Annotated in this window: 14 protein-coding genes; 13 read left to right on the top strand and 1 reads right to left on the bottom strand. The window is 52.3% G+C overall.

Annotated elements, in window-relative coordinates:
• Positions 1–59 precede the first annotated feature (59 nt).
• The 13 genes from Q0339_RS02595 (at position 60) to Q0339_RS02535 (ending at position 11,900) form a co-directional block, all read left to right on the top strand.
• Positions 60–494, top strand: a complete 435-nt coding sequence (locus tag Q0339_RS02595; protein WP_291431598.1) for a MarR family transcriptional regulator — start codon at positions 60–62, stop codon at positions 492–494.
• 1 nt (position 495) lies between these two features.
• A complete protein-coding gene (locus tag Q0339_RS02590) occupies positions 496–1,443 on the top strand; it encodes a beta-ketoacyl-ACP synthase 3 (protein ID WP_023391760.1) in 948 nt (315 codons plus the stop codon).
• A 40-nt stretch (positions 1,444–1,483) separates the two neighbouring features.
• On the top strand, positions 1,484–1,702 hold the full coding sequence (locus Q0339_RS02585) for an acyl carrier protein (RefSeq protein ID WP_023391761.1): 219 nt from the start codon (positions 1,484–1,486) through the stop codon (positions 1,700–1,702).
• Positions 1,703–1,732: 30 nt separating this feature from the next.
• On the top strand, positions 1,733–2,692 hold the full coding sequence (gene fabK / locus Q0339_RS02580; protein WP_298077227.1) for an enoyl-[acyl-carrier-protein] reductase FabK: 960 nt from the start codon (positions 1,733–1,735) through the stop codon (positions 2,690–2,692).
• A 163-nt stretch (positions 2,693–2,855) separates the two neighbouring features.
• Complete coding sequence (locus Q0339_RS02575) at positions 2,856–3,800, top strand: ACP S-malonyltransferase (RefSeq protein WP_298077226.1); 945 nt, start codon at positions 2,856–2,858, stop codon at positions 3,798–3,800.
• Entirely contained in the window at positions 3,801–4,523 is a 723-nt protein-coding gene (fabG, locus tag Q0339_RS02570) for a 3-oxoacyl-[acyl-carrier-protein] reductase (protein WP_291427509.1), read from the top strand. It abuts the gene before it with no gap.
• Positions 4,524–4,559: 36 nt separating this feature from the next.
• The gene (gene fabF / locus Q0339_RS02565; protein WP_291454436.1) at positions 4,560–5,795 is read left to right on the top strand and encodes a beta-ketoacyl-ACP synthase II; all 1,236 of its coding nucleotides are present in this window, start codon (positions 4,560–4,562) and stop codon (positions 5,793–5,795) included.
• Positions 5,796–5,797: 2 nt separating this feature from the next.
• A complete protein-coding gene (accB, locus tag Q0339_RS02560) occupies positions 5,798–6,292 on the top strand; it encodes an acetyl-CoA carboxylase biotin carboxyl carrier protein (RefSeq protein ID WP_298077222.1) in 495 nt (164 codons plus the stop codon).
• 40 nt (positions 6,293–6,332) lie between these two features.
• Positions 6,333–6,767: a 3-hydroxyacyl-ACP dehydratase FabZ gene (gene fabZ / locus Q0339_RS02555; RefSeq protein WP_070755848.1), complete on the top strand. Its 435-nt coding sequence runs from the start codon at positions 6,333–6,335 to the stop codon at positions 6,765–6,767.
• 1 nt (position 6,768) lies between these two features.
• Positions 6,769–8,160 (top strand): acetyl-CoA carboxylase biotin carboxylase subunit, encoded by a 1,392-nt coding sequence (gene accC / locus Q0339_RS02550; protein WP_298077220.1) that lies wholly within the window; start codon positions 6,769–6,771, stop codon positions 8,158–8,160.
• A 3-nt stretch (positions 8,161–8,163) separates the two neighbouring features.
• Positions 8,164–9,027, top strand: a complete 864-nt coding sequence (gene accD / locus Q0339_RS02545; RefSeq protein ID WP_298077219.1) for an acetyl-CoA carboxylase, carboxyltransferase subunit beta — start codon at positions 8,164–8,166, stop codon at positions 9,025–9,027.
• Positions 9,024–9,806, top strand: coding sequence for a carboxyltransferase subunit alpha (accA, locus tag Q0339_RS02540; RefSeq protein ID WP_298077218.1), 783 nt, complete (start codon positions 9,024–9,026; stop codon positions 9,804–9,806). The genes accD and accA overlap by 4 nt, the downstream gene beginning before the upstream one ends.
• A 456-nt stretch (positions 9,807–10,262) precedes the next feature.
• Positions 10,263–11,900 carry a peptide ABC transporter substrate-binding protein gene (locus tag Q0339_RS02535; RefSeq protein ID WP_298077217.1) on the top strand — a complete coding sequence of 546 codons (1,638 nt, stop codon included), beginning with the start codon at positions 10,263–10,265 and terminating at the stop codon, positions 11,898–11,900.
• A gap of 520 nt (positions 11,901–12,420) precedes the next feature.
• Here Q0339_RS02535 and Q0339_RS02530 read toward each other — a convergent pair.
• A complete protein-coding gene (locus Q0339_RS02530) occupies positions 12,421–13,392 on the bottom strand; it encodes an NERD domain-containing protein (protein ID WP_298077216.1) in 972 nt (323 codons plus the stop codon).
• Between the last annotated feature and the right edge of the window lie 560 nt (positions 13,393–13,952).

The following is a 13,952-nucleotide window of genomic DNA, read 5'->3' as shown; positions in this document are numbered from 1 at the left end:
TTGATATTCAAAATAAGTTAAAGGGGTGATAGTGAGTGGACCATTCGACCATTTTTGAAATGAACGAATTTTTGGTCTCTATCTTTAATGAAATTCTGTTAATTGAAGAAACTTCGCTCAAGATGAGTGAGTTTTCGGATTTATCAATCAAGGAAATGCATACGATTGAAGCCATTGGTTTGGGCGGCAACTTGAGCTCTTCGGAGGTGGCTAAGAAAATTGCCATCACCATGGGGACCCTGTCAGTGTCCATCCAAAACTTAGTAAAAAAAGGCTATGTTGAGCGTGTGTCCTCACCCAGCGATCGCCGGGTGGTGCTACTCAAGCTAACCAAGCGGGGTAAATTACTCTATCGGATGCACCGTAAGTTCCACTTGAACATGGTAGCCGAGACCCTAAACGGCATGGAGCCTGAAGAGGCGGCCACTCTAGTTAAGGGCCTGCGTAATTTACATCGTTTCTTGGATAACGCTAAACAACGATTAGGAGAGTAAGATGAGTCGTATTATTGCAACAGGTGCTTATTTACCTGGACAAGCCTGGTCCAACGACCAATTAATCAATGCTTATCAACTAGAATCCAGTGACGAGTGGATTGTCCAACGAACAGGAATTCACCAACGTTACTTCGCAGCTGAGCACGAAACCGTCGCGATGATGGCGAGTGAGGCGGCCAAGCAATTATTGAAGAATTTATCCCCTGACATTGTCAGCCAAATTCGTCATATTGTCGTCGCAACCATGTCGGCTAAGGCTGCGACCCCATCTATTGCCTGCCAAGTGCAAGCCATGATTGGGGCCGAAGGGGCTTGGGGCTTTGACCTCAACGGCGCCTGTTCTGGTTTTGTAATGGCGATGGAAGTAGCCAACCGCCTGGCAGCTAGCCAGACCCAAGGTTACACCCTAGTCATCGGTGCTGAGAAAATGAGTCAGATTGTGGATCTGACAGACCGTACCACTGCCGTCTTGTTCGGTGATGGGGCGGGGGCTGTCCTGATTCAACATGATGGTCAAGAACTCAGCGGCTATGCCAGTCAACTCTTTGCCCAAGGAACAGGGGGCGCGGCCATTGAGGTCCATGAAGCGTCCGATGGTCAATGGGCTATGCAAATGCAAGGGCGTGACGTCTTCAATTTCGTCAAACGAACCGTCATCAAAACCCTGGCAAACTTTATTGAGCAGAATGATTTTGATATTGACTATTTGATTTGTCACCAAGCGAACCAACGCTTGTTAAATCTGATTGCGGACAAGTTGTCCCTAGAAGAAGACAAGGTACCTGCCAATATTGCCCAAGCGGCCAATACCTCAGCAGGCTCTATCCCAATTCTCCTAGACCAACTGGTTCGTGACGGACGATTGCGACTGGATGGAACGCAGTCCATTATCCTAAGTGGCTTCGGTGCTGGCTTAGCCTGGGGTCACCTACACCTTTCCATCTAAAAATCAAAAAATATTATTTATTTAATGGAGGATCATTATTATGACATTTGAAAAAGTACAAGCGATTATTGCAAACCAATTAGGGATCGACGAAGCAGAAGTACAATTAACCACTGACTTCGAAAACGACTTGAAAGCTGACAGCTTAGACGTATTCCAAATCATCAGCGAAATCGAAGATGAATTAGACATCACCATCGACACTGACCAAAACTTGAAGACTGTTCAAGACTTAGTAAACTACATCGACTCTTTATAATCTATTTTTCTTAAAGTTAGGACTGAAGGTATGAAAACAGCTATTACGGAGTTATTAAACATTGAATATCCAATTGTTCAAGGCGCAATGGCTTGGGTAGCAGACGCTGATTTAGCAAGCGCGGTATCAAATGCAGGCGGCTTAGGGGTTATCGGGACTGGTCACGACAACGTGGACACAGTTCGCGCTAAGGTAGAGGCAATGTTTGCCAAAACCGACAAACCTTTCGCTGTCAATGTAATGTTATTGAACCCACATGTGGAAGAAGTGGTAGACTACTTAATCGCATCTGGCGTCAAAATCATTACCACTGGTGCAGGTAACCCAAGTAAGTACATGCAGCGCTTCGAAGAAGCGGGCATTAGCCTGATTCCAGTAGTAGCGTCTGTGGCCTTGGCCAAACGTATGGAACGCATCGGCGCCAAAGCAGTGGTTGTCGAAGGCATGGAAGCAGGGGGCCACATCGGCAAACTGACCACCATGGCCTTGGTCCCACAAGTGGTGGATGCCGTTAATATCCCAGTCATCGCTGCCGGCGGGATTGGGGACGGCCGTGCCATGGCAGCAGCCTTCATGTTGGGGGCTTCCGCGGTTCAAGTGGGGACTCGCTTTGTCGTAGCGCATGAGTCCAACGCTCATGACAACTTCAAGCAAGCCATCATTAAGGCCAAAGACATCGAAACCGTCGTGACCGGCCAAATTACCGGCCACCCAGTACGGGTCTTGCGTAACGCCTTAACCACCGAATACCTCCAAGCGGAAAAAGAAGAAACCAGCAAGGCAGAGCCAGACTTTGAACGATTGAACAAAATCGGTAAAGGCGCCCTCCGCCGTGCGGTAGTCGAAGGTGACGTTAAGACAGGTTCCCTCATGGCCGGCCAGATTGCTGGTTTGGTCTCTAAGGAACAATCCTGTCACGACATCATCCAAGAATACTTGGCAGAATGCCGTCAGACCATTCAAGCCAAACTTGACATGGTCAATCAATAATTGATATTTCCTTTCCTGCTAGCCGGCACCCCCTAGCTGGCCAGTAGGCGAACCAAAGAGCTTGCTCTGACTTTATCCCTCTTAGGAGTGAGCTCTGGCCTTCGGGCCTTTTATATTATGAACGCAAACAAAACGAACGATAACTGAGGATAGGAGTCAGTGTATGAAACTAGCACTTATCTTTAATGGCCAAGGTGCCCACTATGCGGGCATGGGAATGGACTTCGACCGTCAATTTCCCCAAGCCAGCGCTGTCTATGAGCAGGCAGAAGCGGTGACCGGTTGGCCCTTAAGAGAATGGATCCAACAAGAACCTGAACGCTTCGGCCAGACCCGCTATGCCCAAGTCGCCATTACGTCGACCAGCCTAGCTATCTACCGTAGCATCCAAGACTTGTTACCTCCTGTAAGCTATATGGCCGGATTGAGCCTAGGTGAATATTCCGCCCTGGTTGCCAGTGGTGCCCTAGACCAAGCCAATGCCTTTGCCTTATTGCAGGAACGTGGCGAACTCATGTCCAGACAATGCGAAGCCCTAGCCAGCGACAGTCCATGCCAAATGGCGGCGGTCATGGGTGTGCCTTATGAAGAATGTCAAGCTTTGGTAGCCCAAGTGGCCGATCAAGAGCCGCTCTACATTGCCAATATCAACTCTTCAGCCCAAATCATCGTGGCTGGGACCATTGCGGCCGTTGAGCGCTTCAAGGAAATCGCCAAAGCTGCCGGCTACAAGAAAGTCATCCCCCTCAAAGTCGAAGGACCTTTCCATAGTCCCTTGATGGCCAATGCCCAAGAAGCCATGGCCCAAGCCTTGGAAAAAGTGACCTTTAAGCAAGGGGACGTGCCTGTCATCAGCAACACCACGCTAGACCTTCATCAGCCTGAAAGCCTCTCCCACGTACTTGTTCGACATCTTGTTGAGCCAGTTTACTGGAAGCAAACCATTGATAAATTGGTTGAAGAAGGTGTGACTCACCTAGTTCAAATCGGTCCCGGCAATACCTTAGCTGGCCTGCTCAAACGCGAAGGCCAGCCCCTCAAGGTACAAGTCCTGGACAAAGTCGAAGACCTCGACGCCCTCAAAAACTTTTTAACGGAGGAAGAATAAATGACCTTAACCTGTTTGATTACGGGCAGCTCCCGCGGGATTGGCCTAGCCATTGCCCACCACTTAGCGGCTAAAGGCCACCGTGTCATCTTAAACAGCCGTAGTCCTATTGCCCCTGAAGTCTTAGCCCAATTTGAAGGCTATGAGCAACCAGTCTTACAAGCGACTGGCGACATCAGTCAATTTGACGTGGCTAAGCAATTAGTGGACGACCTCTATGACCAAGGCGTCCAAGTGGATGTATTGGTCAACAACGCCGGTATTACCCGCGACGGTTTGGTTATGCGCATGAGCGAAGAAGACTTCAACGCGGTGATCCAAACCAACTTGAATGGTTGCTTCAACATGTGCCGTCATTTGACCCCACGTCTCTTGAAACAAAAGGGGGGCCGCATTATCAACATGACTTCCGTTGTTGGGGTTATGGGGAATGCTGGCCAGGTCAACTATGCTGCCTCTAAGGCTGGTATGATTGGTTTGACCAAGTCCCTAGCCCGCGAAGTGGCTAGCCGTGGCATCACCGTCAACGCTATCGCCCCAGGCTTTATCGAAACGGATATGACCGATCAATTATCTGATCGCGTTAAGGAAGCCATGTTAGGCCAAATCCCACTCAAACGCTTTGGCCAAGTGGAACATATCGCTAAAACAGTCGACTTCTTAATCGACAATGACTACATCACAGGCCAAGTCATCGAAGTCAACGGTGGCTTGCACATCTAAGGTCTGATTCCTAGACCCGCACTACAGGAGGTAATTATGCAACGAGTTGTCGTAACAGGTTTGGGGACTGTCTCCCCAATTGGTAACAATGTCGCCGCATTCTGGGACAGCATGCGCCATGACAAGGGCGGTATCGCGCCTATCACTAAATTCGATCACAGTGGCTCTAGCGTCTCTGTGGCCGCTGAAGTCAAAGACTTCGACCCAAGCCCAGTCTTAGACCGTCGGGAAACCCAACGGATGGACTTCTTCTCCCAATATGCCGTGGTGGCATCGGTGGAAGCAGTCAAAGACTCAGGCTACCAGATTGAAGACAATGCCCACCGGGTAGGGGTCTTAGTCAGCTCTGGGATCGGGGGCTTAATCGAAATCGAAAAAGGCATCCGTAAGATGATTGAAAAGGGCGCTAAACGTATTCCGCCACTCTTCGTGCCACTGACCATCGGGAACATGGCCTCTGGTAATATTTCCATGAAGTTAGGCATCAAGGGCCCAAGCTTGGACATCGTGACAGCCTGTGCCTCTGCTACTAACTCTATCGGGGAAGCCTTCCTCAAGATCAAGACAGGCCTCTTAGATGCCTGCTTGGCAGGTGGGGCAGAAGCTACCATCTGTGAAATCGGGATTGGTGGCTTCGCAGCCTTGACAGCCTTGTCCACCAACCAAGATCCAGCCACTGCTTCCCGTCCTTTTGACAAGGACCGCGATGGCTTCGTTATGGGTGAAGGGGCCGGTGTCCTCTTCCTAGAATCCCTGGAGTCTGCCCAAGCTCGTGGCGCCCACATCTATGCTGAATTGGTGGGTTACGGGGCGAACTCAGACGCCTACCACATGACCGCTCCAACCCCAGACGGGTCTGGCGCCGGTGAATGTATCAAGCAAGCCTTGGCTATGGCCGGGCTCAGCGCTGAAGACGTGGACTACATCAATGCCCACGGGACCAGCACCCCAACCAATGACAAGGGCGAAACCCAAGCCATCAAGTATGCTTTGGGCGATGCGGCTTACAAGCTAGCTGTATCCAGCTCTAAGGGCCACTTCGGTCACCTCTTAGGTGGTGCCGGTGGGGTAGAAGCCATTGTCTGCGTTAAGGCCTTGGAAGAAGGGTTCGTACCTGCGACCCTCGGTCTAGAAAATCCAGAAGAAGGCTGTGACCTGGACTATGTCCCAGGCCATGGACGCCAACAAGACATCCAAGTTGCCCTGTCTAACTCCCTGGGCTTTGGCGGTCACAATGCGGTCCTCGCCTTCAAACGATGGGATGGTAAGTAAGCATGCAATATGAAGAACTCGTCAAATTAATCGACAAACTCGACCAGTCTAGCCTGGCCTACTTCGAATTCACCAATGACAATGAGCGTCTGCTCTTGGCTAAGGAAGTGCCACAAGTGGCAGCGCCAGCCCCAGTCGTGGTGACCGATGTGACTGAATCTGCTGCCCTAACAGCCCCAGCTAGCCTGGCGGCCCCAGCCCCTGTGGCGGCTCCTGAAGTGGTAGAAGCGCCTGCTGCTCCTGCGCCAGCGCCAGAAGCCGCTGGTAAGGAGGTGCCAGCCCCTATGGTAGGGGTAGTCTACCTGCAAGCTAACCCAGATGCGGATCCTTACGTGCAAGTAGGCGACAGCGTCAAGAAGGGCCAAGTCCTCTGCTTGATTGAAGCCATGAAGCTCATGAATGAGATTGTGGCCCCTCAAGACGGCGTGGTCTCTGCCATCTTAGTTGAAAATGAAAACATCGTGGAATACGGCCAAGCCCTCTTCCGCATTAGCTAATCTGATTGAAACATCACCCCCAAAGAAAAGAGGAATAAACATGACTTTATTAACTGCTCAACAAGTAATGGATATTATCCCTAACCGTTACCCAATCTTCTTCATCGACGCTGTGGATGAGTTGATTCCAGGTGAAAAAATCGTCTGCCGTAAGAACGTGACCATCAATGAACAAGTCTTCCAAGGTCACTTCCCAGGCGAGCCTGTTTTACCAGGTGTCTTCATCTGCGAAGCTTTAGCTCAAGCCGGTTCTATCCCACTCTTGCAAATGGAAGGTTTCCAAGGCAAGACCGCTTACCTAGGTGGCTTGAACAAGGTAAAATTCCGTCAAAAGGTAGTACCTGGTGACGTGCTTCGTCTCCAAGTAGACATCGTCAAATTGCGTAAGAACGCAGGGATTGGTTACGGCCAAGCCTTCGTTGGCGACAAGAAAGTTGCGGAAGCAGAAATGACCTTCATTATCGGAGCAAAATAATATGTTTAAAAAAGTGTTAGTCGCCAACCGTGGTGAGATTGCAGTCCGAATCATTCGGGCCCTGCGCGAAATGAATATTACGTCGGTGGCGGTCTATAGCGAGGCAGACCGTGAGGCCCTTCATACCCAATTAGCGGATGAAGCCATCTGTATCGGGCCTGCCAAGGGCTTAGACTCCTACGCCAACCCAGTGGCCATTCTGTCCGCTGCCATGGTGACGGGGGCTGACGCCATCCACCCAGGCTACGGCTTCTTATCCGAGCGTAGCGATTTCGTTGCCCTCTGTGAAGAGGTCAATATCAAGTTCATTGGCCCTAAGAGCCACATTATCGAAGCCATGGGGAACAAGCAAAATGCCCGCAACACCATGAAGGCAGCCGGCGTGCCCATCACGCCAGGTTCCGACGGCTTGGTGCATAGCTTAGAAGAAGCCCATGCCATCGCCCAAAAGATTGGCTTCCCCTTGATTATCAAGGCAGCCGACGGTGGGGGCGGTAAGGGCATGCGCCGGGTGGAAGATCCTAAGGATTTTGAAGCCCTCTTCCTCCAAGCCCAGAACGAAACCCAGTCGGTCTATGGTAACCAAGATCTCTATATCGAGAAAATCATCTACCCAGCCCGCCATATCGAAGTCCAACTCTTGGGCGACGAACATGGCCATGTCATCCACCTGGGTGAACGGGACTGCTCCCTGCAACGTAATAACCAGAAGGTTATTGAGTTCGCGCCCGCTGTCTGCCTAGATGAGGCCACTCGTCAGGCCATTTGTGGGGCAGCCGTTAAGGCCGCTTCAGCCATTGGCTACACCAATGCCGGGACCATCGAGTTCCTCTTGGCTGACAATGGCGAGTTCTACTTCATGGAAATGAACACCCGTCTGCAAGTGGAACATCCGGTGACCGAGATGATTACAGGGGTCGACATCGTCCAAGAACAGATTAAAATCGCTATGGGGCAACCCCTCTCTTATAAACAAGAGGACATCGTCTTGTCAGGGTTTGCCATTGAGTGCCGTTTGAATGCGGAAGATCCGCTCCACCAATTCCGTCCGGCTGCTGGCCATATCAAGCAGCTAGTCCTACCGTCTGGCGGTATGGGCTTGCGGGTGGAGTCTGGAATCTATCCTCAATACACCTTGCCACCTTTCTATGATTCCATGATTGCTAAAATCATTGTCCACCAACCTAATCGTGAGGCGGCCTTCCGACTCATGGAACGGGCCCTCTATGAAGTGGCCGTGGATGGACTGGTCACCAACGTGGAACTGCTAGAAGCCATGGTGGCGGATTCCCACATCCAAGCGGATGATTACCACACCAAGTGGTTAGAAGAAAGCTTCATGCCAGCCTGGCTGGACTTCCAGAAAGAGGCTGAAGCAACAGAGGAGGCCTAGTAAATGGCATTATTTCGTCGTAATAAAACCATTCAACTGAATGCGGACGCCGTAGCAAAATATTCGGATAAGGTCGCCCAAATCCCAGATGATTTGATGGCCCGCTGTCCTAAGTGCCACAAGGTCTACTTCACCAAGCAGAAACCTGAGGACTACTGCTGCATGCACTGCCACCACCATTTGCCATTTCCGGCTATGGAACGGATTGACTGGCTAGTGGATGAGGGCAGCTTCCAAGAAATCAACGCTGATCTCTGGAATGACAATCCCCTAGGTTTTCCTAAGTATTCTGAAAAATTAGCCAAGCTGCAGGAAGCGACCGGCCTTAAGGAGGCCATCGTGACCGGGACAGCCCGCCTGGACGGCCATGCCTTGGCCCTAGGCGTCATGGATAGCCGCTTCGTCATGGCTTCCATGGGGACGGCCGTAGGTGAGAAGCTGGTTCAACTCTTTGACCTGGCGACGGCCCAAGGCCTGCCAGTGGTCCTCTATATCGCTTCTGGTGGGGCCCGCATGCAGGAAGGCATCCTGTCCCTCATGCAAATGGCCAAGGTCAGCCAAGCCGTAGCCCGTCATTCGGCGGCCGGCGGCTTCTACTGTGCCGTTTTGACCCATCCGACGACCGGTGGGGTCACGGCCAGCTTCGCCATGCAGGGCGATATGATCTTGGCTGAACCCGATGCCACCGTCGGCTTTGCCGGCAAACGGGTCATCGAGCAGACCCTGCGCAAGCCTTTGCCTGATGATTTCCAGGCGGCTGAGACCGTCCTAGGCTATGGCTTTATCGACCAAATTGTGCCCCGCGACCGCCAAAAGCGGATGCTGGCGCAACTCTTGACCATTCACGAGGGAGGGAAGGCTGAATGAAGGCTTATCAAATTGTCCAAAAAGCCCGCGACATTAAGCGTATCTCCACCTCGGATGTGATTGGGGCCCTCTGTGGCGACGACTTCATCGAGTGCCACGGCGACCGCATTATGGGCGATGACGCAGCCATTATGGGTGGTGTGGGCATGGTGGACGACCAGCCTATGACCATCATCGGCATTCAAAAGGGCAAGACCACCAAGGAAAACATCAAGCGCAACTTCGGTTCAGCCAGTCCTGCTGGCTACCGTAAGGCCCAACGCCTGATGAAGCAGGCCGAGAAATTTGGCCGGCCTATCCTGACCCTGATTAACACGGCCGGCGCCTTCTGTTCGCCAGAGTCCGAGGAAAATGGGATCGGGGAAGCCATTGCCTCTTCCTTGCTGCTCATGAGTGAACTGACCGTACCGACTATTGCTATTATCCTAGGCGAGGGCGGCAGCGGTGGTGCCATTGCCCTGGCCCTAGCCGACCAAGTCTGGATGCTGGAGAACGCTATTTACTCCATCTTGTCGCCTGAAGGCTTCGCTTCCATCTTATGGAAAGACGCCAAACAAGCCGGCAAGGCCGCCGACATGATGAAATTGACGGCGACTGAACTCTTGGACTTGAAGGTTATCGACCGCATCGTGCCCGAGACCTACAACTCCAAGCCCGTGGAAAATGACGTCCTCTTAGAGCGCCTCAGCCACTTGATCAAGCGCGAATTTAAGAAACTAGGCCAAAAAACGGCCCAAGAGCGTCTGGCCCAACGCCAAGACCGCTTCAAGCAATTTTAGGAATTGTGACCGCCCGGGCCTAGCCCGGGCTTTTGTGTGGCGTGGGCGAAACTAGGCCTGAAGCTAGGAAAAGGTGCGAGCCAGTGGTCCACTTTGGAGAGTGGACCACTAGCTCCCTAGGAAGAGGCCGCAACAGGGTCAAAAGCCCGGAAAAGGCGCGAGCCAGTGGCCCACTTTAGAGAGTGGACCACTAGCTCCCAGGGAAGGGGCTGAAACTGAGTCAAAAGCCTGGAAAAGCCGCGAGCCAGTGGACCACTCTGGCGAGTGGACCACTAGCTCCCTGTGAGAGGGCAGCAACCTAGTCAGAAGCCCACAACCAGCCACCACACCCAACTCCTTTCCTCTATAGCTGACCCCTATAACCCGTCATAGAAACTAAATGATTGACTATTGGCGGCAAAAGGGCTAGAATATTCTCATGATGATTAGAATGAAAACCCGACAGGAGGTTCTTTAATGAAATTAAAAGCATTGAAACGTTCCGCCCTTGTGGCGACTTTATTGGCTAGCTTTGTGGCTGGCCCTGTGACAAGCTTTGCCCAACCAGCTGGCGTTGACGCCTCTGTAGAGCAAAAGCTCAGCATCGCAACCCAAGGGGAGCTGGCTACTTTGGACAGCGCCCTCTACAATGACGTGCCAAGTTCCGACATGATCGGTCAGGTCTTCGAAGGTCTTTACCGGGTTAAGAACGGGACCGAAGTGGAGTTCGGCCAAGCTGAATCAGTAAAAGTTTCTGACGACGGCTTGACCTACACCTTTACCTTGCGCGACGGCCTCAAATGGAGCGACGGCAGCCCGGTGACGGCGGCCGACTTCGAGTATAGCTACCAACGTCTGGCCGATCCTAAGTCCGGTGCCAGCGTCCAATCGGTTGACGTCTTCAAGAACGCAGCCGCAGTCCGCAAAGGTGAGAAAGAAATCTCCGAATTAGGGGTCAAAGCCTTAGACGACAAGACCCTTGAAGTGACCTTGGAATACCCAGCGCCATACCTGCCAAAACTCTTGTCCGGTAGCCGCTACATGCCTGTCAGCAAGGCAGTTCACAGCGCCAAGGCCGACAAGTACGGGACTAGCGCTGACAATGTTGTCACCAACGGTCCTTTCACCATCCAAGACTGGAACGGGACCAACCTGGAGTGGAAATTGGTCAAGAACGACAACTACTGGGATGCGGCCAACGTTTACCTTAAGGATGTCCAAGTTCAAGTCATCAAAGAAAACTCTACTGGTGCCGACCTCTTCGATGCTGGCCAGTTGGACTACACTACTTTGACTGACCAATTTGTCCAAGAATACACTGGGGCTGACGATTTCCATACGGCTTCTAAAGCCACCATCGGTTACCTCAGCTTCAACACCCAACGGGAAGCGACCGCTAATGCCGACTTACGTCGCGCCATCGCCCAAGCTTTCGACAAGCAAGTTTATGCGGACTCCGTCATCCAAGACGGCTCCCAGGTCCTCAACAACCAAGTGCCTAAGAACTTCGACGTCAACGAGGCAGGCGTGGACTACCAAACAGCGGCTGGCCCAATGTTAGAGTATAACTTGGAAGCAGCCCAAGCTGACTGGGCTAAGGCCAAAGCTGCCCTAGGCAAGGACACCATTGAATTGCAACTGCTGACCTCTGACGTGGGCTTGTCCAAGCGGACCGCTGAGTTCTTGCAGGCTCAATTAGAAGCCAACTTGCCTGGTCTCAAGCTGACTATTTCCAGCGTGCCCCTCAAGAACCGTCTAGAGTTCCAACGTCAATCTGACTTTGACATCTTCTACGGAACTTGGGCGCCAGACTATCAAGATGCCCTCAACTTTATCGAGCAGTACAAGACTGGCGGCGGTATTAACTTCGCGAAATATTCCAATGCAGAATACGACAAACTAGTGGAGCAAGCCCGCAACGAATACGCTAACGATCCAGCTAAGCGTCGCCAAGCCTTAATCCAAGCCGAAACCATCGGCATTAAGCAAGACGCAGTCGCTGCGCCAATCTATCAATCTGCCACTTCTTACCTACTCAAATCCCGCGTGAAAAACTTCGAAGTCATGCCATTCGGCCGTACCATTAACCTACGTCCGGTTTACGTGACTGAGTAATAGGGAAAAGCCCGCACTACGGTGCGGGCTTTTTGTGTGGCGTGAAAGGGGATTTGAGGCAGAAGCTAGGACAGGCCGCGAGCTTCCAGGAGAAGGGCGGAAATTAGGGCAGAAGCTGGGAAGAGAGGGCAGAAAATGGGACAAAAGCTAGGATAAGGCACGAGCCAGTGGTCCACTTTAGAAAGTGGACCACTAGCTCCCCGGAAAAGGCCAGAAACAGGGACAAAAGCCCGAAAAGTCGTGAGCCAGTGGTCCACTCTGGAGAGTGGACCACTAGCTCCTGGGAAAAGGGCAGAAACAAGGTCAAAAGTCCGAAAACCCACGAGTCAGTGGTCCACTTTAGAGAGTGGACCACTAGCTCCCCGGAAAAGGGCAGCAACCGGGTCAAAAGCCCGAAAAGCCGCGAACCAGTGGTCCACTTTAGAGAGTGGACCACTAGCTCCCCGGAACAAGGCAGCAACCAGTCAAAAGCCCCGAAACGTCGCCAGCCCGTAGGCCACTAGCTCCCTTTCCCTGCGGACTAATGAATCTGCACGGGCTGGTCCGGATTTTCTAGCAGCTCATGCAGCTTGAGATGGGGCTGGGCGATGGCATAGGGCACGTTGGCGCCGTGAGCCTGGGCCTGCTGCTGAGCATAATGGGCCAGCAGCTTGGACACAAGCTTGGGATTGGCGTCCTCTCCCAGAAAATCCAGCACCGCCCGCCTTGTGATGGGCTGGTCAGGATGCAAGAGGGCAAACTCATAGAGAGTCCGCAAGTAGCAAGGTGACTTGTTTTCACTGTAAGCACAGGCCGGGCAGTTGCACTTATAACGCGAAAGTTCTAGCGGCCCCCAGCCACATTTTGCACAAAGCAGACCCCGCCGCAGTAACTGCTCTTCGATCGCTGCCAGCTGACGCGGCCGGTGCTGGTTTTGGAATTGCCAGGGGGTTAGCACCCTGAGGTAGACGGACTGGCTGGAGAGGGGCGGCCTACTAGCAAGTTGTCCGAGCAAGGCAAGCCACTGGGCGTAGGTCAGAAAATGCCCCGGCGTCCCCTCTAGGGCGAGTTGCTCGTCTGTGAAAATTAGCAGGGCCCGGATAGGAATGGGTGGCAGGTGGGAACTTTCGATAAATTGACGCAAGTCCTCAATATGATTTTCAAGTTGGTTGACTAAATTGTGGTGGTAAGGGCGATCATTTAACAAACTTTTTTTGCCTTGGTAGCGGAAGGATCCCGAGTAGTGCTTGGCCTCCAGTAGCAACAAGCAATCCGGCAAGACCAAGACCCCATCCAACTGGCTGCCCCGAGTCGCTGGCCCCTCTCGGCTAGGCAGCCAGACATCCTGCAGATAAATCGAGCTCAAGCCAGCCGCCTGGATACTGGCGTCCAGCCGACACTCCCCCTCGTAACCTTTTCGCAGACGGGCCAGCCTTCGTTGGTCCGAATCATTCAGTTCAAAACGCTGACTAAGCAGCTGATAAAAGTAGAGATCCCAAGTAGGTGGTCGCATGACACATTCTCCTTTCGGTGTGAAAATGTTACTTCATATATAAATACCCGAAAAGGGGGCTTTTTGCACGAAAGCTCGAGATAAAAAGTTGATGAGAAGCTAGGGAAAGGCCAGGCCGCCGGCTCAAAATGCTAGGAGAGAGGCGGAAACTAAGGCAAAGTTGCCGATAAGCCGCGAGCCAGTGGTCCACTCGACAGAGTGGACCACTAGCTCCTGGGGAAAGTGCCGAAACAAGGCCAAAAGCCTCGAAAAGCTGTGAGCCAGTGGTCCACTTTTGAGAGTGGACCACTAGCTCCTGGGAAAAGTGCGGAAACTAGGTCAAAAGCCCGAAAAGCCGCGAGCCAGTGGACCACTCTTTCGAGTGGACCACTGGCTCCCTAGGAACAAGGCAGCAACCCAAATGCCCCCAGCCCCACACCAAAAAAAGTTACAGCCAGGTTACAATCCCCGCCCTAGATAACAAACTTGCGTCAGCTTGGGGCGGGATCCTTTAAAGCTGATTAACATCTGGGGCATTTTCCCCACAGGGGCGTCTAATTAGGGTATGATAAGTATGTGAC

It is taken from the genome of uncultured Abiotrophia sp., from assembly GCF_938010525.1.
Classification (GTDB): domain Bacteria; phylum Bacillota; class Bacilli; order Lactobacillales; family Aerococcaceae; genus Abiotrophia.
This window is presented reverse-complemented; position numbering and strand designations above follow the sequence as displayed.